The organism is Micromonospora sp. NPDC049257, from assembly GCF_040678915.1.
GTDB classification, from domain to species: domain Bacteria; phylum Actinomycetota; class Actinomycetes; order Mycobacteriales; family Micromonosporaceae; genus Micromonospora; species Micromonospora antibiotica.
Map to the genome: position 1 here is coordinate 613,150 of NZ_JBFAQU010000001.1, position 23,219 is coordinate 636,368.

The following is a 23,219-nucleotide window of genomic DNA, read 5'->3' on the forward strand; positions in this document are numbered from 1 at the left end:
GAGTGTCATGCCCGGTCGTGCCCTGCTGCGTACCGCTGCCGTTGCTTTTGCCGTCGTGCTCGCCGCCGGCGGTTGTGCCGCCACCACGACGGGTTCCGAGGGGTCCCCGGCGATCGGGGCGGCCGGCGGCCCGGCGGGGCCGGGCCACGCGAGGGCCGGCTCCGCCGACACCGGCACGGTCACCGACGGCGGGGCCCCGGGCGTCGCGGTCGGGGGTGCCGGCCCCACCGCCGCTCCCACCGCCAGCCCTTCGACCGGCGGTGGTGGGGACAGCGGCGGTGCCAAGTCCGGTACGAAGGCGAGCGGCCCCACCATCAGCTACTTCCGGGTCACCGACAAGCCGCGCTGCCCGGCCGGCACCACGGTCAACCCGATCGCCGGCGGCGGGGTGCTGATGGAGTGGCGGGTCGGCAACGTGACCTCGGTGGCCCTGTCGGTCGACGGCCCCGGCATCTACCGCGACGACTACCCGTCGGCCGGCAGCGAGGAGTTCACCTTTCCCTGCTCGGGCCGGGAGGGCGACATCCAGCGGCACACCTACACGTTGACGGCGCGCAACGCGCACGGCACGCAGACGAAGACCATCGTGGTCACCGCCCCGGTGCACGACATCCCGAAGGTCTGACCCGGGCCGCCGCTGATCACGCACCGACGGCAACCCCGCTGCACCGCAGGGAATACCTGGCACACGTACTCAGACGGGGGTGACCGGTCGCCGGCTTCACGCGGACACCGGGTGGCACGCGACCGCCGCCCTGGTCGGCCCGACCAGGGCGGCGGTCGTCGGGTAGGAGACAATGAGGTACGTGACGACGATCCCGAACGTGCTCGCCCACCGGTACGCCTCACCCGAACTGGTCGCCCTCTGGTCCCCGCAGGAGAAGGTCCGGATGGAGCGGCGACTCTGGCTCGCCGTGCTCCGCGCCCAGCGGGACCTCGGCGTGGCGGTCCCCGACGGCGTGGTCGAGGCGTACGAGCGGGTGGTCGACCAGGTCGACCTGGCCTCGATCGCCGAGCGGGAGCGGGTCACCCGGCACGACGTGAAGGCCCGGATCGAGGAGTTCAGCGCGCTCGCCGGGCACGAGCACGTGCACAAGGGGATGACCTCCCGGGACCTCACCGAGAACGTCGAGCAGCTCCAGGTGCGCGCCTCGCTGGAGCTGATCCGCGACCGGGTGGTCGCCGCGCTGGCCCGGCTGGCCTGGCTGGCCCACGAGCACTCCGGCCTGGTGCTGACCGGCCGTTCGCACAACGTCGCCGCGCAGGCCACCACCCTGGGCAAGCGCTTCGCCTCGGCCGCGGAGGAACTGCTCATCGCGTACGAGCGGCTGGAAGACCTGATCGAGCGGTACCCGCTGCGTGGCATCAAGGGTCCGGTGGGCACCGCCGCCGACCAGCTCGACCTCTTCGACGGGGACGCGGAGAAGGTCGCCGAGCTGGAGCGTCGGGTCGCCGGTCACCTCGGTTTCGCCCGGGTGCTGGACAGCGTCGGGCAGGTCTACCCGCGTTCGCTGGACTTCGACGTGCTGTCCGCCCTGGCGCAGGTGGCTGCCGCGCCGTCGTCGCTGGCCACCACGATCCGGCTGATGGTCGGTCAGGAGCTGGCCACCGAGGGCTTCAAGCCGGGTCAGGTCGGCTCCAGCGCGATGCCGCACAAGATGAACACCCGTTCGTCGGAGCGGGTGAACGGCTTCGCGGTGATCATCCGGGGCTACCTGTCGATGGTCGGCGAGCTGGCCGGCGACCAGTGGAACGAGGGGGACGTCTCCTGCTCGGTGGTCCGCCGGGTGGCCCTGCCGGACGCTTTCTTCGCCGCCGACGGGTTGTTCCAGACCTTCCTCACCGTGCTCGACGAGTTCGGGGCGTACCCGGCGGTGATCAGCCGGGAGCTGGAGCGCTTCCTGCCCTTCCTGGCCACCACCAAGATCCTGGTCGCGGCGGTGCGCCGGGGCGTCGGCCGGGAGGTCGCCCACGAGGTGATCAAGGAGCACGCGGTCGCGGTCGCCCTCGCCATGCGGGAGAAGGGCGCCCCGGAGAACGACCTGTTCGACCGGCTGGCCGCCGATTCCCGCCTCGGCCTCACCCACAGCGAGATCGACACCCTGGTCGCCGACCCCGCCACCTTCACCGGTGCCGCCCAGGCCCAGGTGGATGCGATCACCCGCCGCATCACCACGGTCGTCACCGCCCACCCCGAAGCCGCCACCTACTCCCCACCCCCCATCCTCTAACCCCCTCCCCGCCTTCCCCACCCACCCACCCTCCCCGCCCGCCCTGCCCGGTGATCAAGAGCTTTGCGTCACCAACGAAGATCAACCAGCCCCAAACCTCTTGATCACGCCCCGCACGCGTGGCCGGGCATCGGCTCACCCCCGTGATCAAGAGGTTTACGTCAGCCGTGGAGATCAACCAGCCCCAAACCTCTTGATCACGCTCTCCGGGCCTGGCCAGGCGTCGGCTCTCCCCGGTGATCAAGAGGTTTGCGTTACTAATAGAGATCGAATTGGCGTAAACCTCTTGATCACCGGGGCCGAGGGGGGCGGGGCCAGGGGGGCGGGGCCAAGGGGGGTGGGGAGTTGGGGGTGGGTTAGGGGGTGGGGGTTTCGGGGGCGGAGGTGAGGTTGGGGGCGCTCGCCGGTTCGGCGATGCCGCCGGGGGCTTCGGTGAAGCCGGGGTCGTGGGCGGTCGCGGCGGCGATGAGGGGCTGGTCGTGCGGCATCACGTCGGGGACCTTGGGTGCCACGATCACCGCGGTGCCGTAGGCGCAGATCTCCATCCACATCTCGCCGCAGTCGCGGCTGTCGAAGCGCATTCCCACCACGGCGTTCGCGCCGATGCGCAGGGCCTCCTCGCCGAGCCGGGCCACCGAGTCGGTACGCCAGCGGGTGAGGTTGTCCGGGGCCATCGGGTCGTACGCGCCGCCGCGCAGGTTCTTGACCCCCTCGCGGTACGGGTTCCGGGTCCGCGCCATCGACGACACCACTTCGCCGAGGATCTGGCGGATCTCGTAGCCGGGCAGTTGATCCGTCGTCACGACCAGCACGGTTCCGATGCTGTCAGTAGTCGCAGAGCGTCGGAGCGTGCCGTGTGTGGCTGGTCGGATGCTGCAAAACGAGGCGGCGCGGACGGCCGGCACGCGACCGGCCATCCGCACCGCGCGGGGTGGTAACCGTCAGACACCGGCCGTCGAGGTGATCCAGGCCCGGTTGTACGCGACGCTGCCGTAGTTCTGGATGCTGGACCCGTCGGCGGTGGAGGCGACGCCGACCTGCCTGCCGTCGTAGAACTGCGGGCCGCCGGAGTCGCCGCGCCACGCGTTGCCGTTGACCCGGGTGCTGCGGATCGCCTGGCCGCCGTACGCGTCGCTGGCGTTGGTGCTGGTCACCCGCACCGAGGCGGTCTTGAGCTGGCTGGACGCCCCGCAGCCGCTGTAGCAGGTCATGCCCCAGCCGTAGATGGTGTTGGTGGAGCCGACGGGCGGGTTGCTGCCGGCCAGGCTGACCGGGGTGTTGGTGACGGTGCTGGCGAGCCGCAGCAGGGCGAGGTCGTTGCGGGTGTAGGAGGCGCTGACCGTACGGGTGGTGCCGCCGGAGGCGTAGTAGACGCTGCCGACCCGGACGGACATGGTGCCGCTGACGCAGTGCCGGGCGGTGAGTACCCACTGGGCGGCGATGACGCTGCCGGAGCAGGTGAACGACCCGTTGCTGAAGACGGCGGCGGCCCAGGGGGCGGAGGAGACGGTGCTGCCGCCGATGATCGGCTGTGGGCCGGCCGGGGCGGCGGTGGCCCCGGAGGCGGCGACGAGGACACCGGCGAGGGCGGTGGTCAGCACCGCGAGCGTGGAGCGGAGGCGCATGTCGGGGGGCTCCTTCGGGTCGGGCCCGGGATCGCCGGGCCGGGTCGGCCGCCGGGGCGGGGGTGGCCCGCCGGTACGGCGACCATGCATCGACACTTGGCGATATAGGTTAGGGGTGACCCGGCTCGTTCACAAGATTCTGATCTGGATCGGTCGATGTGACAGAGCTGACCCGCGACGCGCTCGTCCCTGTTTGTCGGATACCGGTCGCAAATCTGGCGTTGGACCACGTATTGCCTGCTCAGGACGGGTGTGTGGAGGCGGCGCGTCGACAATCGGCAACAAAACCGCATCAGAGCGGCAACGAACGGATCTCGGCCGCCCGTCCGGACGACCGGTAACGTCGATCACTGCCTGAACTGCGCCCGGCCGGTGCGTCCGGACCGGAATCTGCCAGGTACGCTGGCCTCGCTCGCCCGTAGTGGGCCGGCACCCAACTGCGTACACAGTCAGGAGTGCCCAGTGCCTCGCGTCGTCGTCGACGTCATGCTCAAGCCCGAGATCCTCGATCCTCAGGGCCAGGCCGTCGCAAACGCGCTGCCGCGGCTCGGCGTCAGTGACGTCGCCTCCGTCCGGATCGGCAGGCGGATCGAGATCGAGTTCACCGGCGAACCGGACCTGGACCGGGCCCGGGAGATCGCCGACAAGCTGCTCGCCAACCCTGTCATCGAGGACTTCACGGTCCGGGTCGAGGCCGACGAGACCGCGGACGCGCACTCGTGACCGCCCGGGTCGGAGTGGTGACCTTCCCCGGCTCGCTGGACGACGGGGACGCCGCCCGCGCCGTGCGGATCGCCGGCGCGGAGCCGGTCCGGCTCTGGCACGGTGACCCGGAGCTGCACGGGGTGGACGCCGTCGTCCTCCCGGGTGGCTTCTCCTACGGCGACTACCTGCGTTGCGGGGCCATCGCCCGGTTCGCCCCGGTGATGGAGACCCTGGTCGACGCCGCCCGGGGCGGCCTGCCGGTGCTCGGCATCTGCAACGGCTTCCAGATCCTCTGCGAGGCCCACCTGCTGCCCGGCGCGCTCACCCGCAACCAGCACCTGCACTTCCGCAACCGGGACCAGGTCCTCCGGGTCGAGTCGGTCGGCACCGCCTGGACGAACACCTTCCAGTCCGGCCAGGAGATCCTCATCCCGGTCAAGAACGGCGAGGGCTGCTACGTCGCGGACACCGCCACCCTCGACGCACTGGAGGCCGAGGGGCGGGTCGTCGCCCGTTACGTCGGCGGTAACCCGAACGGTTCGCAGCGGGACATCGCCGCGATCACCAACGCTGCCGGCAACGTGGTCGGCATCATGCCCCATCCGGAGCACGCGGTCGAGGCGCTCACCGGCCCCTCGCTGGACGGCCTCGGCTTCTTCACCTCCGTGCTCAAGCACCTGGTGGGGACGCCGGCGTGACGGTGCGCGGCGGGAACATCGGTCGGCTCCACCGCCCCACGGGCGGGTACGAGCGCAGCGAGGAGAGGTCATGACCACCCACCAGGACCCGGCCGTTCGGGCAGCCGCGGGCTCCGGCCCGGCGGAGCCGCACGCGGCTGTCGCGCCCCCGGCCGGCACAGCCGCAGCCGGCCGGCACAGCGGTCCGACACCGGCCATCGACTGGACGGACGGCGTGGACACCGTGCAGCGGGCCACCACCACCGGCGACGAGCTCCAGCCGTACGCCGAGCTGGGCCTGCGCGACGACGAGTACGACCGGATCCGGCACATCCTCGGCCGCCGCCCCACCCAGGCCGAGCTGGCCATGTACTCGATCATGTGGAGCGAGCACTGCTCCTACAAGTCGAGCAAGGTGCACCTGCGCCAGTTCGGTGAGAAGGCCCCGCCGAGCGACCGGCTGCTCGCCGGCATCGGGGAGAACGCGGGCGTCGTCCGGGTCTCCGACACGCTGGCCGTCACCTTCAAGGTCGAGTCGCACAACCACCCGAGCTTCGTCGAGCCCTACCAGGGCGCGGCGACCGGCGTCGGCGGCATCGTCCGGGACATCCTGGCGATGGGCGCCCGCCCGGTCGCGGTGATGGACCCGCTGCGGTTCGGCGCGGCCGACCACCCGGACACCGCCCGGGTGCTGCCCGGCGTGGTCGCCGGCGTCGGCGGTTACGGCAACTGCCTCGGCCTGCCCAACATCGGCGGCGAGCTGGTCTTCGACCCCTGCTACCAGGGCAACCCGCTGCTCAACGCGCTCTGCCTGGGCGTGCTGCCGGTCGACCGGTTGCAGAAGAAGGACGCCGCCGGCCCCGGCAACATCGTGGTGCTGCTCGGCGCGAAGACCGGCCGGGACGGCATCGGCGGCGTGTCGGTGCTGGCCAGCGCCACCTTCGACGAGGGCAGCGAGCAGCGCCGCCCGTCGGTGCAGGTCGGTGACCCGTTCATCGAGAAGCTGCTGATCGAGGCGTGCCTGGAGCTGTACGACGCCGAACTGGTCGTCGGCATCCAGGATCTCGGCGGCGCGGGCCTGACCTGCGCGCTCACCGAGACCGCCGCGTCGGCCGGCACCGGGATGCGGGTCTGGCTGGAGCGGGTCCCGCTGCGCGAGCCGTCGATGGAGCCGCACGAGATCCTGGCCAGCGAGTCCCAGGAGCGGATGCTGCTGGTCGTCACCCCGGACAAGCTGGAGTCGGTGCTCAAGACCGCCGAGAAGTGGGGCGTGCTCGCCACCGCGATCGGCGAGGTCACCGCCCCCGCTCCCGACGGCCGGCCGGGCCGGCTGCTGGTCACCTGGAACGACCACGTGGTGGTCGACGTGCCGCCGGGCTCGCTGGTCGACGACGGTCCGGTCTACGCCCGCCCGATGCGGGAGCCGGCCGACCTGATCCTGCTCCAGGCCGACCGGGCCGAGACGCTGCCCCGGCCGAGCACCCCGGAGGCGCTGCGGGAGACCCTGCTGCGCATGATCGCCTCGCCGAACCTGGCCGACAAGACCTGGGTCACCGAGCAGTACGACAGGTACGTGCTGGGCAACACCGTGCTGGCCCAGCCCGAGGACTCCGGCGTGATCCGGATCGACGAGCAGAGCGGCCTCGGGGTCGCCCTCTCCGTCGACGGCAACGGCCGCTACGCCCGCCTGAACCCGTACCAGGGGACGAAGCTGGCGCTCGCCGAGGCGTACCGGAACGTGGCGGTGACCGGTGCGAAGCCGATCGCCGTGACCAACTGCCTCAACTTCGGCTCGCCGGAGGACCCGGGCGTGATGTGGCAGTTCGCCGAGGCCGTCCGTGGCCTGGCCGACGGCTGCCTGGAGCTGGGCATCCCGGTGACCGGCGGCAACGTCAGCTTCTACAACCAGACCGGTGCCGCCGCGATCCACCCGACCCCGGTGGTCGGTGTGCTCGGGGTGCTGGACAACGTGGCCGACCGGGTGCCGATGGGCTTCGTCCCGCGTACCGGCGGCGACCACGACCAGTTGTTCCTGCTGGGCGACACGCACGTGGAGCTGTCCGGCTCGGAGTGGGCCTGGGTGACGCACGAGCACCTGGGCGGGATGCCGCCGCAGGTCGACCTGGGCCGGGAGCGTCAGCTCGCCGAGCTGATGGCCGAGGCCGCCCGGGTGGGTCACCTCAGCTCCGCACACGACCTCTCCGACGGCGGTCTCGCCCAGAGCCTGGTGGAGTCCTGCCTGCGTCGGGGGGTCGGGGCCCGGATCGGGGTGCCGGAGCGCTTCGCCGACGGTTCGCTGCCGTTCGTCTTCCTCTTCAGCGAGTCCGCCGGCCGGGTGCTGGTGACCGTCCCGCGCGGGCACGAGAAGGCGTTCACCGCCCTCTGCGACGAGCGGGCCGTGCCGTGGGAGCAGATCGGCGTGACCGACCCGGCGAGCGGCGCCCTGGACGTGCACGGCCAGTTCCGGATCGGTCTGGACGAGCTGCGGGCCGCGCACACCGCGACCCTGCCCCGGCTCTTCGGCGGGCCGGAAGCGGCCCAGGTGCAGGTCGAGGCGGTCCGGACGGGCACCACCACGATCGCGCCGGCCACCGCCGGGCAGCCGGTGGACGTGCCGGACCGGCAGCAGCCGGCGGACGCGGACGACCCGGCCGGCGAGGTCGTGGCCGCCCCGACGACCGCCGCGCCGGTCTCGGGTGGCCCGGTGCCGGGTGGTCCGGAGACCGGGACCGCGCCGGACGCCTCCGCTGACTCCACGCCGGCACCGGACGCCCCGACGGGCACCACCCCGGCGGACGCCCCCTCCGGGGCGGACGACGCGCCGACGGCCGGTGGACAGGGCACCGACGTACCGACGGCGGGGTCCACCCCGCAGGCCGGCGCGGACGACGCCGCAGCCTCCGGGGCCGGTGACGGCGACGGGCAGCGTCCGACGCCCGACCAGCGCTGAGGCGGTGGCCTCGGTCGTCCACGCCCAGCCCGGATCGGGTGCCCGGTTCGACTGGGGGCTGACCGGGGCGGCGGAACTCGGCCGGGTCTGCGCGGCACTGGTGGTGGTGGACGTGCTGTCGTTCACCACCGCCGTCGAGGTGGCGGTGGCCCGGGGGATGCGGGTCCACCCGTTCCCCTGGGGCGAGCAGGCAGCCGACTACGCGGTGCGGGTCGGCGCGGTGGCCGCGGTGGGTCGCCGGCAGACGAACGCGGAGCACCCGTGGTCGCTCTCCCCGGCGGCCCTGATCAGCGCACCGCTCGTCGCCGACCTGGTGCTGCCGTCACCGAACGGTTCCGCGATCAGCGCCGCCGCCAGTGCCACCGGGCGGCCGGTGGTCGCTGCCTGCCTGCGCAACGCCCGCGCCGTCGGGCATTGGCTGCTCCGCCACGGGTACGGCGGGACGGACGCACCGGTGGGGGTGGTGGCCGCGGGTGAACGCTGGCCGGACGGCACGCTGCGCCCCTCGGTGGAGGATCAGTTGGGCGCGGCCAGCGTGCTGGACGCGATCTCCGGGGTGCCCGGGGGACTCTCGGTGGAGGCGGCGGTGACGCTCGCCGCCCTGGCCAGCACCCCCGACATACCGGCGGCGGTACGCGGGTGCGTCTCCGGTCGGGAGTTGATCGAGGCGGGTTTCGCCGGTGACGTCGAGGTCGCCGTGCAACGGGACGTCTCGACCGTGGTGCCGGTGCTCCGCCAGGGTGTCTTCTCAGCCGGCTGAAGCGGCCCGGTGTCTTCTCACCCGGCTGAAGCGGCCCCGGCCGGCCCGGACCGGCCCGCTGCCGGTGGCTACCCCGCCGCGACCCCCGGGCCGGAGGCGGCGGTCGACCTGGGCTGTCGGGCGTTCCCGGCCTGACCGTTGGTCGCCCGGGTGTGGGTAAGCGCGACTGCGGGCCGCCCGGTGTGTCGGGCGGCCCGCAGTCGTCGGTGTCGTCGGTGTCGTCGGTGGGTCAGTCGTCCAACCAGTCGAGGCGGCGTCCGCCGCGCTCCGGAGCAGCCGGCCCGTCCGGCCGGGCCCGTCCGGCCGGGGGCTGGTCGCGGCCGGCCGAGGGCTGGTCGCCGTAGTATCCACCCTGCTGCTGGTCGTAACCCTGCTGGTCGTACCCGCCGGTGCGCTGCGGCGGCGGCTCCTGACCGTATCCGCCCGGTGACTGCTCGGCACCGTAACCACCGGTCTGGCCGTACCCGCCCTGCGGGGAGCCGTAGCCGGGTTGCTGGTCGTAGCCCGGGCCCTGCTGGTCGTACCCGGTGGGCTGGTCGTAACCACCCTGGTGGGCACCACCACGCTGCTCGTAGCCGCCGTGCTGACCGCCGCCACGAGGGTCGTAGCCGCCCTGGTGGGCACCCCCGGCGGGCTGGTCGTAGCCGCTCTGGTGGCCCCCGGTGGGCTGGTCGTACCCGCCGTGCTGGCCGCCGTAGCCCTGGGCCGGACCGGAGTCGTAGCCGGCCTGCTGGCCGTAGCCGCCGCCGGGGTAACCGCCGGTCGGCTCCCCGCCGCGGCCGTAGCCGCCCTGCTCGGGCTGGCCGTAACCGGCCGCGCCGGACTGGCCGTAGGCGTCCGGCTCCGGCTGGTAGGTGCTGGTCGGGTAGGGGTCCGCCGCCGGGGCGTACGAGGTGCTGTCGCCGGTGTACCGGCCGGTGGGCTCGTCGTAGCGGTCGCCGCCGTAACCGCCGGCCTGCTCCTGCGCCGGATAGCCGGCGGCACCGGCCGTCGCGCCGTAGTCGCGACCGCCGTAGCCACCGCCCGAGGCGGGGGCGTCGCGGTAACCGCCGCCGGAGGCGGGGGCGTTGCCGTAGCCGGCGCCCGAGGCCGGGGCGTTGCCGTAGCCGGCGCCGGAGGCGGGCGCGTTGCCGTAGCCACCAGCCGGTGCGGGCGACGCACCGTAGGCACCCGCCGCGCCGGCAGCTCCTGCCGCACCGGCTGCGCCGTAGCCGCCACCGGAGGCGGGCGCGTTGCCGTAACCGCCCGGCTGGCCGTAGCCGGCCTGGCCGGCGGGCTCCTCGCCGTAGCCGCCGGCACCGGCCCAGTTGTCCTGCGGTGCGCCGTAGGGCTGCGGCGGCGCAGCGTACGGGTCCGGCGGGACGTCGTCGACGACCGGTCGTTGCAGCATCGTCGGCGCGTCGCTCAGCGCGGAACTGCCGACCATCGTCGGGTCGGGGCCGGCACCGACCCGGTTGACGACCCGGGTCTGGTCGTCGGTGCCGCGTGGGCTGCGGGGACCGGGGACGCCGCCCGCCGCTCCGGCACCGGCCGGACCGTCGCCGTCGTCGGCGTTCTTGCGGCGGATCCAGAGCAGCACGATGGTGCCGACACCGGCCGCCACCAGCAGGCCGCCGAGCAGGATGATCAGGAAGGAGCCGAATCCGCTGTCGTCGTCCTGGGACGCCGCCTGCTGCTGCCCACCGGTCGGTTCGGTGGTCTCCTCGGCGGTGGTCTCCCCGGTCGTCTCGTCCGTCGGCGTCGCCTCAGCCGTGGTCGACGGGGTGGCGCTCGGGCTCACCTCGACCTTCAGGGCCAGGCTGATCCGCTGGTTGCTCAGGCTCTGCCCGGCCCCCGCGCTGATCGGCTTGGTGGCGACGATGCCGTCCTTGCTGGCACCGAGGACCATCGAGCCGGGCGCGATCGGGTTCGCACTGGACCCGGTGATCCGGAAGTTGCCGCTGCCGTCGCTGGTGGTGTTGAACTGCTTGCCGGTGGAATCCTCCAGGCCCACCACCGCGTTGGGCACCGCGTCTCCGGTGGCCGTCACGACCACCTTGCCGGAGATCGACTTGACCGTCGGCTTGTCCTGCGGCGCGGTGGTCTGCGGCGCGGCCTTGGCCACCAGGGTCACGGTCGTGCTGGCCGAGTTCTCGGCACCGTTGGCGTCGACGGCCTTGACGGTGATGGTGGCGGAGCCGTTCGACGCGTCGTCGGCGAGGCTGAAGGTGGCGCTGGACCCGCCGCTCTGGTCGACCTTGGTGCGACCGCAACCGTCCACGCAGCGGAGCTTGCCGTTGCTGGAGGTGACAGAGACGTCGACCGGGGAGTCGTCACCCACGGTGAGCGAGTAGTTGACCCGGGTGGACTTCCCGGCCTCGACGGAGCTCGGGGACGCCGACACGTTGGTGACGCTCGGAGCGGCGAAAGCGGGTGTGGCGGGGACGGTGAGCAGGGCGCCGGCCACCAGCGCTACGACCACACCGGCCCGCTGCGTCCAGGCACGTCGGTGTGTTGACACGTCAACCGCCTTCCGGTCTGACCTCCCCGGCGGGGGCCGGGGATCATCACGGTACGAATACGCCGTCGGCAACTATGCCTTGTCTGACCGGATCGGCGCGACCCAGGGGCCAGCGTGGCATCCGAGAGTCAGGGGTCGTATCGTCCCGTCGTGTCCTCTCCGCACATTAAGTCCGCCGCGGTGCTGGCGGCGCTGACGGCGCTCGATGAGGGGCGTACGCCCGAACGACCGGTGTATCGGGAGGCGGTCCGTACCCTTCTGACCGTCCTCGCGGAGCGTGCCCCCGGCCGATCGGTGGAGGTGCGTGTCCCACCTTACGGTGCAGTTCAGTGCGTAGCGGGTCCGCGACACACGCGGGGCACCCCGCCGAACGTGGTGGAGATGGTGCCGGACACCTGGTTGGCGCTCGCTACCGGTCGGTTGTCGTGGGCGCAGGCGGTCACGGACGGTCGCGTACAGGTGAGCGGAAACCGGGCGGACCTCGCCGACCATCTGCCGCTCTAGCTGCACCGTTAGGCGCGAGCGGGTGACTGGGTGGAGGGGGATCGTGACTTTCTGTATTGACTCGTGTTCGCGTACACTGTCAGGCGACGACAGTGGTCCAGGGCCGAAAGGCGCGGAGCAGCCCCCGGCTCCGCCAGGCCAGTCCAGACCAGCATGAGGGAGCGGCAGTGCCCCGAGGCGATGGCCGGCTGAGCCACGACCTTGACCCCCAGCGACCCGGCCCCCAGGACGCCTGTGGCGTCTTCGGCGTCTGGGCCCCGGGTGAAGAGGTTGCCAATCTCACCTATTTCGGTCTGTACGCCCTCCAGCACCGCGGCCAGGAGGCCGCCGGCATCGCGGTGAGCGACGGATCGGGTGTGGTGGTCTACAAGGACCTGGGTCTGGTGGCCCAGGTGTTCGACGAGCCGACGCTGAAGAGCCTGCGGGGCCATCTGGCGATCGGGCATGCGCGTTACTCCACCACCGGTGGCTCGACCTGGGAAAATGCCCAGCCGACGATCCGTTCGACCACCTCGGGCACCACGATCGCCCTGGCGCACAACGGCAACCTGGTCAACACCGCCGAGTTGCAGAAGGAGGTCGCCGAGCGCGGCCTGCTCGACGACGGGGCCACCAACGACACCTCACTGGTGACCATGCTGCTGGCCAGCCGCCCCGACCTGTCGGTGGAGGCCGCCGCGCTGGAGGTGCTGCCGCAGTTGCGCGGCGCGTTCAGCTTCGTCTTCATGGACGAGTCGACCCTCTACGCGGCCCGTGACCCGCACGGCGTCCGCCCGCTGGTGCTCGGCCGGTTGGAACGCGGCTGGGTGGTGGCCAGCGAGACCGCCGCGCTGGACATCGTCGGCGCGAGCGTGGTGCGCGAGGTCGAGCCGGGTGAGCTGATCGCGATCGACGAGGAGGGGCTGCGCTCCAGCCGGTTCGCCGCGCCGGAGCCCAAGGGCTGCCTCTTCGAGTACGTCTACATCGCCCGCCCGGACGCCACCATCGCCGGCCGCAACGTGCACGCCGCCCGGGTGCAGATCGGCCGGCAACTCGCCAAGGAGCACCCGGTCGAGGCGGACCTGGTGATCCCGGTGCCCGAGTCGGGCACGCCGGCCGCCATCGGTTACGCCGAGGCGTCCGGCATCACCTACGGCGCCGGCCTGATGAAGAACCCGTACGTCGGGCGTACCTTCATCCAGCCGTCGCAGACCCTGCGTCAGCTCGGCGTACGACTCAAGCTGAACCCGCTGCGGGAGAACGTGCGGGGCAAGCGGCTGGTCGTGGTCGACGACTCGATCGTGCGCGGCAACACCCAGCGGGCGATCGTGCGGATGCTCCGCGAGGCGGGTGCGCTGGAGGTCCACGTCCGGATCTCCTCCCCGCCGGTGAACTGGCCGTGCTTCTACGGCATCGACTTCGCCACCCGGGCCGAACTGCTGGCCAACGGGCTGGACAACGAGGGCATCCGGCGGTCGATCGGCGCCGACACCCTCGGTTACGTCTCGCTCCCCGGTCTCATCGCCGCGACCGAACAACCCCGCAGCCGGCTCTGCCGGGCCTGCTTCGACGGGGAGTACCCGATCGACCTGCCGGCCGGGAACCTGATCGGCAAGCACGTGCTCGAAGGGGTGGGCCGGCGGGTCGCCGACGCCCCTGACGCTCCGGAGCACCACACACCGCTCGTCGCCACTCCGGGCGGCGCGACCGCCCACCGCCCGTAGTACACCGGGGCCGTCCGGCCACCGTCGGCGCGGCACCGAGAACCACAAAGGGGAGAACCGTGACCTACGTGTCCGAGCGCAGCGGCGCAGGAAGTAGCCCGAGCGGCGCCGGTGGCGACCGCCAGCCCTGGACGGCGGGCACCAGCCGCACCAGCCGCAAACGCTCGGTCTCGTACGCCGACGCCGGGGTGTCGATCGAGGCGGGCGACCGGGCGGTGGAGCTGCTCAAGTCCAAGGTGAGGGAGACCCGGCGGCCGGAGGTCATGGGTGACCTGGGCGGCTTCGCGGGTCTGTTCCGGCTGGACACCAAGAAGTACAAGAACCCGATCCTGGCGTCCTCCACGGACGGCGTGGGCACCAAGCTGGTCATCGCCCAGCAGCTCGACATCCACGACACGATCGGCATCGACCTGGTCGCGATGGTCGTGGACGACCTGGTGGCCTGCGGGGCCGAGCCGCTGTTCCTGCTCGACTACATCGCCACCGGCGAGGTCGTGCCGGACCGGGTCGCGGAGATCGGCGCGGGCATCGCCGACGGCTGCCGGTACGCCGGCTGCGCGCTGCTCGGTGGCGAGACCGCCGAGCACCCGGGGGTGCTGCGTCCCGACGAGTACGACGTCTCCGCCACCGGGGTCGGTGTGGTCGAGGAGAGCGAGATCCTCAGCCCGGACCGGGTCGAGGTGGGCGACGTGGTGATCGCGATGCGTTCGTCCGGGCTGCACTCCAACGGCTACTCGCTGGTGCGGCACGTGCTGCTCGGGGCGGGCCGGATGCGGTTGGACGTGGTGATCGACGACTTCGGTCGGCAGCGCACCCTGGGCGAGGAGCTGCTCACCCCGACCAAGATCTACGCGCAGGACTGCCTGAAGCTGATCACCGAGGCGGAGGTGCGTTCGATCGCCCACGTCACCGGCGGCGGCATCCCCGGCAACCTGGTCCGGGTGCTGCCCGAGCACGTCGACGCGGTGGTCAACCGGGCCACCTGGAAGCCGCAGCCGATCTTCGACCTGATCCAGTCCAAGGGCCGGATCGAGGACCCGGAGATGGAGTCGACGTTCAACATGGGCGTCGGCATGTTCGCCATCGTCTCCGCCGAGGACGCCGACCGTGCGCTGGCCACCCTGGCCGGCCGGGGGGTGGACGCCTGGCAGGCCGGCGAGATCATCGAGGGCACCGGCAACGTCCAGATGATCGGCCAGCACACCCGGGGCTGATCGTCGGGGTTGATCGGACGGGCACTGGTCGGGGGTTCACCCGAGCGGCCGTCGCCGCCTAGCCTGAAGGACACTTCGGGCAAGCGGGAGGAGGGTCGATGACTGCTCGGGCCCCGGCCGTGACGGGTATGCGGGGCGTCGCGACGATCCCGTCGTACGTGGTGATGCAGCCGACGACGCTGTGCAACCTCGACTGTGCGTACTGCTATCTGCCGCACCGGGCGGTCGACCGGCGGATGCCGGTGGCGGTGGCCGAGGCGGTGGCTGCCGCGGTGGCCCCCTGGGCGGCGCAGGGCCGGTTCTCGGTGGTCTGGCACGGCGGGGAGCCGCTCGCCGCCGGGCGGGAGCATCTGGCCGCGCTGATCGCCCCGTTCCCCGCCGGGGTCGAGCACCATGTGCAGACCAACGCCACGTTGATCGACGACGCCTGGTGCGCGTTCTTCGTCGAGCACGGGGTGCGGGTCAGTGTGAGCGTGGACGGCCCACCCGACCGCAACGGGGAGCGGGTGACCCGGGCCGGCCGGCCGGCGTACGACCGGATCGTCCGGGGGATCGCCGCGTTGCGTCGGCACGGTCTGCCGTTCTCGGCGCTGGCGGTGGTGAGCCGGCCGACGCCGGGGCTCGCCACGGAGCTGTACGACTACTTCCTCGACCTGGGTTGTGACGTCCTCGGCCTGAACATCGAGGAGACCGAGGGGGTCAACACCCGCAGCAACGCCTACGACGCGGCGACGGTGACCGCGTTCTGGGCGGAGCTGGTGTCGGCCTGGCGGCGGACACCGCGGCTGCACCTGCGGGAGGTGGAGTGGTCGTTGCGGTACGCGGCGGCGGTGCTCGACGGCGCGGAGGGTGACCTGCTGCCCCGGCAGCTCGACCCGATCCCGACGATCGGGCACGACGGCTCGGTGACCGTGCTCTCCCCCGAGCTGGCCGGCTTCTCCGACGCCCGCTACGGCGACTTCAGCAGCGGCAACGTGCTGGTCACCCCACTGGCCGAGATCCTGGCCGGGGCGGCGGGCACGGACTGGGTGGGTGAGTTCCTCACCGGTGTCGAGGCGTGCCGGTCGTCCTGCCCGTACTTCGGCTTCTGCGGCGGTGGCCACGCGGCCAACCGCTACTTCGAGCAGGGGCGGTTCGACGGTACGGAGACCGAGCACTGCCGCAACAGCAAGATCCGCCTATTGGAGGGAGTGTTGGAGCATGCCCGAGACCACGAGTCGCCGGTCGCCTGAGCGCGTCGGGGCTGGCACGGACCAGGTCGCCGACCGGGTGCGGGAGGCCGCTGGGGAGATCTCCGCCCTGCTCCACGAGGCTGACGCCGCGCGTCGTTCCCGGTCGGAGGCGTCGGGCGGGGAGGGTGCCGGCGCGGTGTGCGCCTGGAACCACTTCGAGAACATCCCGACCTTCTACAACTGGAACAACCGACCGCGTTGAGCCCAGCGACGACGGTTCACCGCACCGGCAGGGTAGCGGTGGCCGCCGGGATCAGGGACCGCGCCGATCGGCCGGAGCGTGCTCCGGGACGGCGGGGTCCCTGATCGTCGGTGGTAGCGCCGCTCTGGTCGGGCACATGCGTGAGCACGCGGAGAGTTGCCGCGTGCTCAATGTGACCGGAGGTCAGCGGGTCGCCGGAGCCCAGGGGTCCGGATCGTCGCCCGCATGATCCTCGTCGTCGTCGTCGACATACTCTTTGTAGTCGTCGTCGAAGTGCTGTTCGGACTTCCCACCAGCACTCGCCAATTCGCGCTGCAAGGCGGTGAGGTCGGTGTTCGGGGAGTGGTACTTCAACTCCCGGGCCACCTTTGTCTGCTTGGCCTTAGCACGGCCGCGCCCCATGGCTCGACCCCCTCGCACAGAATGCGGGGCAGCCCGAAGGCGGGCCCCGATGACGTCAGGCATCTCTCGTGGCTCTTACGGTACATGGGGATGCCACCGTTCGGCACCTCGGGTTACCGTCTGCCGGCCCTGCGCGTCGCAGTCACCCGGCCGTCACCGATTGTACCGGGTAAGGGGTGATCGCCGGAGCTGCCCATGACGCCGGTCAAACCCCCCCAAAAGCCACGTAATCCCCATGCTGTCGAGCGGGTTTCCCCACCCCGGCGGCGGTCGGGTCGGGACCCGGTGGGCCGCCGGGGGGCGGTGTCCCGGGCGCGGCCGGCCGCCAGGCCCGGGACGGGCGCTCACCGCAGGTGGATGGCGCGCAGCCGGCCCACCTCGGCCATCCGGCGCTCGGCCAGCCGGTCGGCCGCCACGGCCGGCGGCACCCCCTCGTCGTCGGCCAGCCGCAGGATCTGCCGGGTGGTGTCGAAGATCCGGGTGGCCCGCAGCTTCGCCCGGTCGAAGTTGAAGCCCTCGATCTCGTCCGCGACCTGGATCACACCGCCGGCGTTGACCACGTAGTCGGGGGCGTAGAGAACGCCCCGGTCGGCGAGCTGCTTCTCGATGCCCGGGTGGGCGAGCTGGTTGTTGGCCGCCCCGGCGACCACCCGGGCCCGCAGCGCCGGCACGGTGTCGTCGTTGAGCGCCCCGCCCAGGGCGCACGGGGCGTACACGTCGATGTCGGCGGCGGCCAGCGCGGAGGTGTCGTCGACCAGGGTGACGCCGGGATGGTTGGTCCGCGCCCACGCCAGTGCCCTCGGGTCGACGTCGGTCGCCAACACCTCGGCCCCGTCATCGACCAGGTGACCGGTCAGGTGCCGGCCGACCTTGCCGAGCCCGGCCACCCCGACCCGACGCCCGCGCAGGCTCGGGGTGCCCCACACGTGCTCGGCGGCGGCCCGCATCCCCTGGAAGACCCCCCAGGCGGTGAGGACCGACGAGTCGCCCGCGCCGCCGTGCTCCACGCTGCGGCCGGTCACGTAGCGCGTCTCCCGCGCGATCACGTCCATGTCCGCCACGAAGGTGCCGACGTCGCAGGCGGTGTAGTAGCGCCCACCCAGGGACTGCACGAACCGGCCGTACGCGCGCAGCAGCGACTCGCTCCTGAGCTGGTCCGGGTCACCCCAGATGACCGCCTTGCCGCCGCCCAGGTCCAGCCCGGCCAGGGCGTTCTTGTACGCCATCCCCCGCGACAGGTCCAGCACGTCGGCCAGTGCCGCCGCTTCGCTGGCGTACGGGTAGAACCGGGTGCCGCCGAGCGCGGGGCCCAGCGCGGTCGAGTAGATACCGATGATCGCCCTGAGGCCGCTCTGCCTGTCCTGACAGAAGACGACCTGCTCGTGACCGGCTGATCCCGGGTCGTCGGTGCTCGCGAATACGCCCATGGCACGCTCCTGTGTCGGTGTGCGCCCTCGTGGGGCGCGGACCTGGTCGGCTGCCGGCGGGGATGGTGCCGGCCCCTGACCAGCCTAGTGGCGGTCGGAGACCGTGCCGTAGCCCGACGGGCCCGGTGCCGGGTCGTCCGCCGCCGACCGGCCCCGGTCCGGCCGGACCACCCGGCACCGGGTCACCTGCCGCCCGCCGGGCACCGGCCCGGCCGGGCACGACGGCGGCGGCACCGGCACCGGGTTTCGTGGGAGGATCGCGCGGTGCCGTCGCTCTTCGCTTCTTACCTGCGCGTGTACGAGCCGCTGACCGCCTTCGACCGGGACCGTCAGTCGTACTGGCGGCGCTACGTGCGGGAAGGGCGGGCGGTGGCCCCGTTGGAGGGGCCGGGTCGGCAACGGACCTCGGTCATCGCGGCGCTCGGCGCGGGCTGGACCCGGCTGCCCGACCTGCCCGACGAGGCGTACGTGCTGGAGATCGACGATGCTCTGCTGGTCTGCCCCTGGAACCTGCGGGTCCGGGTCGCCGAGGCGGCGCTGAGCGCCCGCGAAGGGGTGCCGTCGGTGATCGCCGACGCGTTCGTCCCGCCGATCCTGGCCGGGCAGGCCAAGTCGGTGGTGGAGGACTGGCGCAGCGGTGCCCGGGTGCTGGAGCACGGGGTGCCCAGGCTGCACGAGCAGATCGCCACCTGGGGCGTACCGCTGCGGTGGTTCGTGCTCTTCGAGGGGGGCGAGCGGGACCTGGTCACCCGGCCGGGGCGGCGGGCGTTGCGCTACCGGACGGAGATCTCCAGGGCCCGGCGACGGGCCTCCCGGGCGCTGTCGGTGCTGAAGAAGTCGATCGGTGAGGCGCCGATCACCGAGGCGGTGGAGGAGGCCGCCCGGTGGTTGGAGGAGTTCCACCCGCGCTCGGTGGTCGAGCTGGACTACGGCGGTCTCGTGCAGTTGCTCTCCGACGAGACGCTGGCGGGGGACGACTCGCCGGAGCTGGTGGCGACGGGTCTGGCCGGGCTCTCCCGGGGCGAGGCGGACGAGGCGTCGGCGGCCTATGACCGGCTGGTTGCCAGGTGGCGGGCGATCCAGCTGCTGGAGCGGTGCAATTAGCCATAAAACGCCCAGTAGCAACGCCAACCATGAGACAGTCTCGTAGTTGACGCATCACGAACCGTGATCATGAGTCCGAATAAGGTACTTTCTGCCGTGTAAAAGTCAGATAAATCGGGCATGGTTCATCCGTCCGTCTAGGGACCTTCGGCCGTTCGGCCCATGTCGGACATCGGGGACTAGCCGGACCATGGGAGACGCGTCGGCCGGCGGGACCCCGGCCGATGTCTATCCATGTGGAGGAGTGACCGATGGCATCGCGAACGCACGAACCAGAGCCGCTACTCACGCCGGCCGAGGTGGCGTCGATGTTCCGTGTCGACCCGAAGACGGTGACCCGGTGGGCCAAGGCGGGGAAGCTCAGCGCGATCCGAACCCTGGGCGGACACCGTCGGTACCGTGAGTCGGAGGTGCGGGCGTTGCTACAGGGACAGATCCCCCAGCAGCGCCAGGGGGACTGACCCGGTCAGAGCGTTTCGACCTCAGGGGCGGGCGGACGTCGCGGCAAGCGGCGACCGACCGCCCCTGAGTCATGTACGTGGTCGGTGCGGTCACCGGCCGGGCCGACGGTCACGGCCCGACGGTGACCCGGATACCGATGGTGCCCGCCTCGCCCCGGCGCAGCCGGCTGCCGAGCAGGGTCAACCGGCCCAGCAGCCGGTACTTGCGCTTGAGCAGGTCACGCACCCGGCTGCTCTCCTGCGGCCCACAGAGCACCGCGTGGCCCGGCACCGCCTCGCCCAGCGGACGGCCGCGCACGTCACAGGGGGCCACCGTCACCGTGCCGTCCCGCCGGATCCGCTTGACCTTGCCCGAGTCGGCAACCGTCCAGATCGCCAGGGTGTCGTCGTCACGGACCGCCCAGACCGGGGTGGACACCGCACGACCGTCCTTGCGGAACGTCGTCAGCAGGACGTACTTCTCCGCCGCCAGGCGGTCCAGATCGGTCACGCCGCCCAGGATACGGCGACCGCTCCCGGATAACGTGCAGGTCGTGACCGGAGAACCTCGGCTGGGCGACGTGTTCGGAGAACTACTGCGCGACGCGTACGCGGTGCACACCGGGATCGGCCCCCGGCCGTTGGTCGGCGGACGGCTGCCCCGACCGGTCATCGAGATCATCGAACGGGACGACGGACTGGTCAACGGGGCCCCCGCCGCGCACTACCTCGACGGGCCGGAGCACTGGCAGCCGTACGACCACCGGGCCGTGGACCGGACCCGGGGGGCCACCCTGGACGTCGGCGTCGGGGGCGGGCGGATCGCGCTGGTGCTCCAGGAGCGCGGGGTACCGGTCACCGGGCTGGACACCTCACCGGGGGCGCTGCGGGTCAGCCGGCACCGGGGGGTCCGCGACCTCGTCCTCGGCACCGTCGACGAGCACGTCGGCGATGGCCGCCGCTACGACACGTTCCTGCTGCTCGGCAACAACCTGGGGCTGATCGAGGGACGGGAGCGGGCCCCGGCGTTCCTCGCCGCGCTCGCCGCGCTGGCCCGGCCCGGCGCGCAGGTCATCGCGCACGGCACCGACCCGTACGGCACCACCGACCCGGTGCACACCGGCTACCACGAGTGGAACCGGCAGCGGGGGCGCCTGGGCGGGCAACTACGGTTGCGGCTGCGCTACCGCGAACTCGGAACCGAGTGGTTCGACTACCTCGTCTGCTCCGCCGAGGAGTTGGCCGAACTGGTCCGGGGCACCCCGTGGCGGCTGACGGACGTGGACGACCGCGACGCCCCGTACTATCTGGCCACCCTGCGGCTGGCGGGGCCCGGGGGCGGTGAGCGGGGCCGGCAGGCGGTGATCGGGGCCCGGGGGGCGGGTGGGCGGTGAGCGGGGGCCCGGTCGGGCCCCCGCGTCCGGATCAGACCTGGACGGTCGGGGGAAGCGGCTCCGGGGGGAGGCCGCCGTCGCCGTCGACCACCTCGTCCGGGGTGCCGTCCTCGTCGATGTCGACCATGGTGATGTCGACCTTGCCGTCGCCGTCGGTGTCGAACTGGAACAGGTCCGCCCGGCCGTCGCCGTCGGTGTCCACCACCCACACGTCGGTCTTGCCGTCGTTGTTGGTGTCGGCGCGGAGTAGGTCGACGCGCTCGTTGCCGCGCGTCTCCACGACCGCCGTGCCGTCGGTGGTGCCGCTGCCGTCCACGGTCTCCGGTGCCTGGCTCATGTCGACTGGTTCCTTCCCTTGACGTTGGCCCGTCTGTACCCGGTGCGGCGATCCCCCACGCATGCCGCCGGGAACGGTGCTGCATAGGGTCGCACCCATGAGCGAGCGAAGCGAGCGGTCGGGCGTGCCGGAGACCCCGCACGTCACCGTGCGCAGTGAGGGAGCGTCCATGAGTCGTCTTGTCGTCGTCGGGGCCGGCACGATGGGGCTCGGCATCGCCTACGTGGCGGCCGGCGCGGGCTACGCCGTCGAGTTGGTGGAGGTGGACCGGGGGCGGGCCGCCGCCGCCGCCGTCCGCCTCGACGAGCTGTGCGCGCGGGCGGTGCAGCGGGGCAAGGCCGGTGCCGACGAGGCCGCCGCGCAGCGGGCCCGGATCACCCTGCGGGGCGCGCTCGCCGAGGTCGCCCCGGCACCGGAGGTGATCGTCGAGGCGGTCCCCGAGCGACCGGAGCTGAAGCGGTCGGTGCTCGCCGAGGCGGAGCGGCTGCGCCCGGCGCTGCTGGGCAGCAACACCTCCAGCATCCCCATCGGCGAGCTGGCCGGGGGCCTGGCCCGGCCGGAGTCCTTCCTCGGGCTGCACTTCTTCAACCCGGTCTGGGCGATGGCCCTGCTGGAGGTGGTGGTCGGCGCGGCCACCGCGCCGGAGACCACCGCGGCGGCCGTCGCGCTCGCCGGCCGGCTGGGCAAGGACCCCGTCGTGGTACGCGACCTGCCCGGGTTCGCCACCTCCCGGCTCGGGGTGACCCTCGGCCTGGAGGCGATCCGGATGGTGGCCGACGGGGTGGCCGCACCCGCCGACGTGGACAAGGCGATGGTGCTCGGCTACCGGCACCCGGTCGGCCCGCTGGAGCTGACCGACCTGGTCGGGCTGGACGTGCGGCTGGACATCGCCCGCACCCTCCAGGCCGCCTACGGTGACCGGTTCGCCCCGCCACCGCTGCTGGTCGAGATGGTCGCCGCCGGGAAACTCGGCAAGAAATCCGGCCAGGGCTTCTACGCGTGGAAGGACGGTCGCCGGCAATGAGCGGACTGCGGGTGGAGGAGCTGCCCGACCGGGTGGTGGTGACCCTGGACCGGCCGGAGAAGCGCAACGCCATCGACGCCGACCTGATCGGTGCGCTGCACGACGTCTGTGCCGCGCTGGAGGCCCGGCCGCGGCTGCTGCTGCTCACCGGCGGCGCCGACGGGCTCTTCGCCGGCGGGGCCGACATCGGTCAACTGCGCGAGCGGGGCCGGCTGGACGCCCTCGCCGCGATCAACTCGGCGGCCTTCGCCCGGCTCCGGGCGCTGCCCATGCCGAGCGTGGCCGCCGTCGACGGCCCCGCGTTGGGCGGCGGCGCGGAGCTGGCGTACGCGTGCGACCTGCGGGTGTGCACGGCGCGGGCGGTCTTCGGCCAGCCGGAGGTGCGGTTGGGCATCCTGGCCGGCGCGGGGGCGACCCACCGGCTGCCGGCGCTGGTCGGCGAGGGCCGGGCCAAGGAGCTGCTGTTCACCGGCCGGCGGGTCGACGCCGACGAGGCGCTGCGGATCGGCCTGGTCAACCGGGTGGTGGCCGAACCGGCGGAGCTGCTGCCCACCGCGCACGGACTGCTCGACGAGATGGCGAAGGGTTCCGCGTTGGCGTTGCGGCTGACCAAGCTGGCGGTGGACGCCCCGCCCGCCGCCCACCCGCAGCTGGACCTGGTCAGCCAGGCGGTGCTCTTCGAAGACGAGGAGAAGCACCGTCGGATGACGGACTTCCTGGAACGTCGGCGACCCCGCTGAACGTCGGTGGGGCGGCACCGCACCCGGTGCCGCCCCACCCACGTCGCG

The 23,219-nt window shown here is 72.5% G+C and carries 23 protein-coding genes; 16 read left to right on the forward strand and 7 right to left on the reverse strand.

The window, feature by feature from the left end; translation table 11 throughout:
• Positions 1-7 precede the first annotated feature (7 nt).
• On the forward strand, positions 8-625 hold the full coding sequence (locus tag AB0K25_RS02715) for a hypothetical protein (RefSeq protein ID WP_363817975.1): 618 nt from the start codon (positions 8-10) through the stop codon (positions 623-625).
• A gap of 181 nt (positions 626-806) precedes the next feature.
• Complete coding sequence (gene purB, locus AB0K25_RS02720) at positions 807-2,231, forward strand: adenylosuccinate lyase (RefSeq protein WP_363817978.1); 1,425 nt, start codon at positions 807-809, stop codon at positions 2,229-2,231.
• Positions 2,232-2,587: 356 nt separating this feature from the next.
• On the opposite strand, the gene AB0K25_RS02725 is transcribed toward purB, so the two are convergent.
• Positions 2,588-3,148, reverse strand: a complete 561-nt coding sequence (locus AB0K25_RS02725) for a YbjQ family protein (RefSeq protein ID WP_363818279.1) — start codon at positions 3,146-3,148, stop codon at positions 2,588-2,590.
• Positions 3,149-3,172: 24 nt separating this feature from the next.
• Positions 3,173-3,856, reverse strand: a complete 684-nt coding sequence (locus tag AB0K25_RS02730) for a DUF1986 domain-containing protein (protein ID WP_219465576.1) — start codon at positions 3,854-3,856, stop codon at positions 3,173-3,175.
• 462 nt (positions 3,857-4,318) lie between these two features.
• On the opposite strand from AB0K25_RS02730, the gene purS reads away from it, so the two are divergent.
• The 4 genes from purS (at position 4,319) to AB0K25_RS02750 (ending at position 8,948) form a co-directional block, all read left to right on the forward strand.
• Positions 4,319-4,579: a phosphoribosylformylglycinamidine synthase subunit PurS gene (purS, locus tag AB0K25_RS02735; RefSeq protein WP_208565347.1), complete on the forward strand. Its 261-nt coding sequence runs from the start codon at positions 4,319-4,321 to the stop codon at positions 4,577-4,579.
• Positions 4,576-5,259: a phosphoribosylformylglycinamidine synthase subunit PurQ gene (purQ, locus tag AB0K25_RS02740; protein ID WP_219465578.1), complete on the forward strand. Its 684-nt coding sequence runs from the start codon at positions 4,576-4,578 to the stop codon at positions 5,257-5,259. The genes purS and purQ overlap by 4 nt, the downstream gene beginning before the upstream one ends.
• 70 nt (positions 5,260-5,329) lie before the next feature.
• Positions 5,330-8,188, forward strand: coding sequence for a phosphoribosylformylglycinamidine synthase subunit PurL (purL, locus tag AB0K25_RS02745; protein ID WP_363817983.1), 2,859 nt, complete (start codon positions 5,330-5,332; stop codon positions 8,186-8,188).
• Between the two features lie 4 nt (positions 8,189-8,192).
• Positions 8,193-8,948: a 2-phosphosulfolactate phosphatase gene (locus tag AB0K25_RS02750; protein ID WP_363817986.1), complete on the forward strand. Its 756-nt coding sequence runs from the start codon at positions 8,193-8,195 to the stop codon at positions 8,946-8,948.
• A 229-nt stretch (positions 8,949-9,177) separates the two neighbouring features.
• Here the strand turns inward: AB0K25_RS02750 and AB0K25_RS02755 are convergent, their stop codons facing one another.
• On the reverse strand, positions 9,178-11,448 hold the full coding sequence (locus AB0K25_RS02755; RefSeq protein WP_363817989.1) for a carboxypeptidase regulatory-like domain-containing protein: 2,271 nt from the start codon (positions 11,446-11,448) through the stop codon (positions 9,178-9,180).
• Between the two features lie 150 nt (positions 11,449-11,598).
• Between AB0K25_RS02755 and AB0K25_RS02760 the strand changes: the two genes are divergently transcribed.
• The 5 genes from AB0K25_RS02760 to amcA all read left to right on the forward strand — a co-directional run bounded on the left by AB0K25_RS02760 (position 11,599) and on the right by amcA (position 16,303).
• On the forward strand, positions 11,599-11,952 hold the full coding sequence (locus AB0K25_RS02760) for a sterol carrier family protein (protein ID WP_363817992.1): 354 nt from the start codon (positions 11,599-11,601) through the stop codon (positions 11,950-11,952).
• Positions 11,953-12,119: 167 nt separating this feature from the next.
• Positions 12,120-13,655, forward strand: coding sequence for an amidophosphoribosyltransferase (purF, locus tag AB0K25_RS02765; protein WP_204958527.1), 1,536 nt, complete (start codon positions 12,120-12,122; stop codon positions 13,653-13,655).
• A gap of 59 nt (positions 13,656-13,714) precedes the next feature.
• Positions 13,715-14,869, forward strand: coding sequence for a phosphoribosylformylglycinamidine cyclo-ligase (purM, locus tag AB0K25_RS02770; RefSeq protein WP_219465588.1), 1,155 nt, complete (start codon positions 13,715-13,717; stop codon positions 14,867-14,869).
• Positions 14,870-14,997: 128 nt separating this feature from the next.
• Entirely contained in the window at positions 14,998-16,101 is a 1,104-nt protein-coding gene (gene amcB / locus AB0K25_RS02775) for a cyclophane-forming radical SAM peptide maturase AmcB (RefSeq protein WP_219470523.1), read from the forward strand.
• Positions 16,070-16,303, forward strand: coding sequence for a multiple cyclophane-containing RiPP AmcA (gene amcA / locus AB0K25_RS02780; RefSeq protein ID WP_219465589.1), 234 nt, complete (start codon positions 16,070-16,072; stop codon positions 16,301-16,303). Before amcB ends, amcA begins: the two co-directional genes overlap by 32 nt.
• Positions 16,304-16,486: 183 nt before the next feature.
• On the opposite strand, the gene AB0K25_RS02785 is transcribed toward amcA, so the two are convergent.
• Entirely contained in the window at positions 16,487-16,705 is a 219-nt protein-coding gene (locus AB0K25_RS02785; protein ID WP_208565355.1) for a DUF3073 domain-containing protein, read from the reverse strand.
• A 344-nt stretch (positions 16,706-17,049) separates the two neighbouring features.
• Positions 17,050-18,132 carry a Glu/Leu/Phe/Val dehydrogenase dimerization domain-containing protein gene (locus AB0K25_RS02790; protein ID WP_363817997.1) on the reverse strand — a complete coding sequence of 361 codons (1,083 nt, stop codon included), beginning with the start codon at positions 18,130-18,132 and terminating at the stop codon, positions 17,050-17,052.
• Between the two features lie 264 nt (positions 18,133-18,396).
• Here AB0K25_RS02790 and AB0K25_RS02795 point away from each other — a divergent pair, with 264 nt between their 5' ends.
• The gene (locus AB0K25_RS02795) at positions 18,397-19,236 is read left to right on the forward strand and encodes a hypothetical protein (RefSeq protein WP_219465593.1); all 840 of its coding nucleotides are present in this window, start codon (positions 18,397-18,399) and stop codon (positions 19,234-19,236) included.
• Positions 19,237-19,487: 251 nt separating this feature from the next.
• Complete coding sequence (locus AB0K25_RS02800) at positions 19,488-19,697, forward strand: BldC family transcriptional regulator (RefSeq protein WP_007073996.1); 210 nt, start codon at positions 19,488-19,490, stop codon at positions 19,695-19,697.
• Positions 19,698-19,806: 109 nt separating this feature from the next.
• Here AB0K25_RS02800 and AB0K25_RS02805 read toward each other — a convergent pair whose 3' ends face one another.
• Positions 19,807-20,187 carry a PPOX class F420-dependent oxidoreductase gene (locus tag AB0K25_RS02805; protein ID WP_208565358.1) on the reverse strand — a complete coding sequence of 127 codons (381 nt, stop codon included), beginning with the start codon at positions 20,185-20,187 and terminating at the stop codon, positions 19,807-19,809.
• 43 nt (positions 20,188-20,230) lie between these two features.
• Here AB0K25_RS02805 and AB0K25_RS02810 point away from each other — a divergent pair, with 43 nt between their 5' ends.
• Positions 20,231-21,070: a methyltransferase domain-containing protein gene (locus AB0K25_RS02810; RefSeq protein WP_363818001.1), complete on the forward strand. Its 840-nt coding sequence runs from the start codon at positions 20,231-20,233 to the stop codon at positions 21,068-21,070.
• A 31-nt stretch (positions 21,071-21,101) separates the two neighbouring features.
• Here AB0K25_RS02810 and AB0K25_RS02815 read toward each other — a convergent pair whose 3' ends face one another.
• On the reverse strand, positions 21,102-21,407 hold the full coding sequence (locus AB0K25_RS02815) for a hypothetical protein (RefSeq protein ID WP_208565360.1): 306 nt from the start codon (positions 21,405-21,407) through the stop codon (positions 21,102-21,104).
• A 169-nt stretch (positions 21,408-21,576) separates the two neighbouring features.
• Between AB0K25_RS02815 and AB0K25_RS02820 the strand changes: the two genes are divergently transcribed.
• Positions 21,577-22,431 carry a 3-hydroxyacyl-CoA dehydrogenase family protein gene (locus tag AB0K25_RS02820; protein ID WP_363818282.1) on the forward strand — a complete coding sequence of 285 codons (855 nt, stop codon included), beginning with the start codon at positions 21,577-21,579 and terminating at the stop codon, positions 22,429-22,431.
• Positions 22,428-23,171 (forward strand): enoyl-CoA hydratase/isomerase family protein, encoded by a 744-nt coding sequence (locus AB0K25_RS02825; RefSeq protein WP_219465595.1) that lies wholly within the window; start codon positions 22,428-22,430, stop codon positions 23,169-23,171. Before AB0K25_RS02820 ends, AB0K25_RS02825 begins: the two co-directional genes overlap by 4 nt.
• The last annotated feature ends 48 nt before the right edge of the window (positions 23,172-23,219 follow it).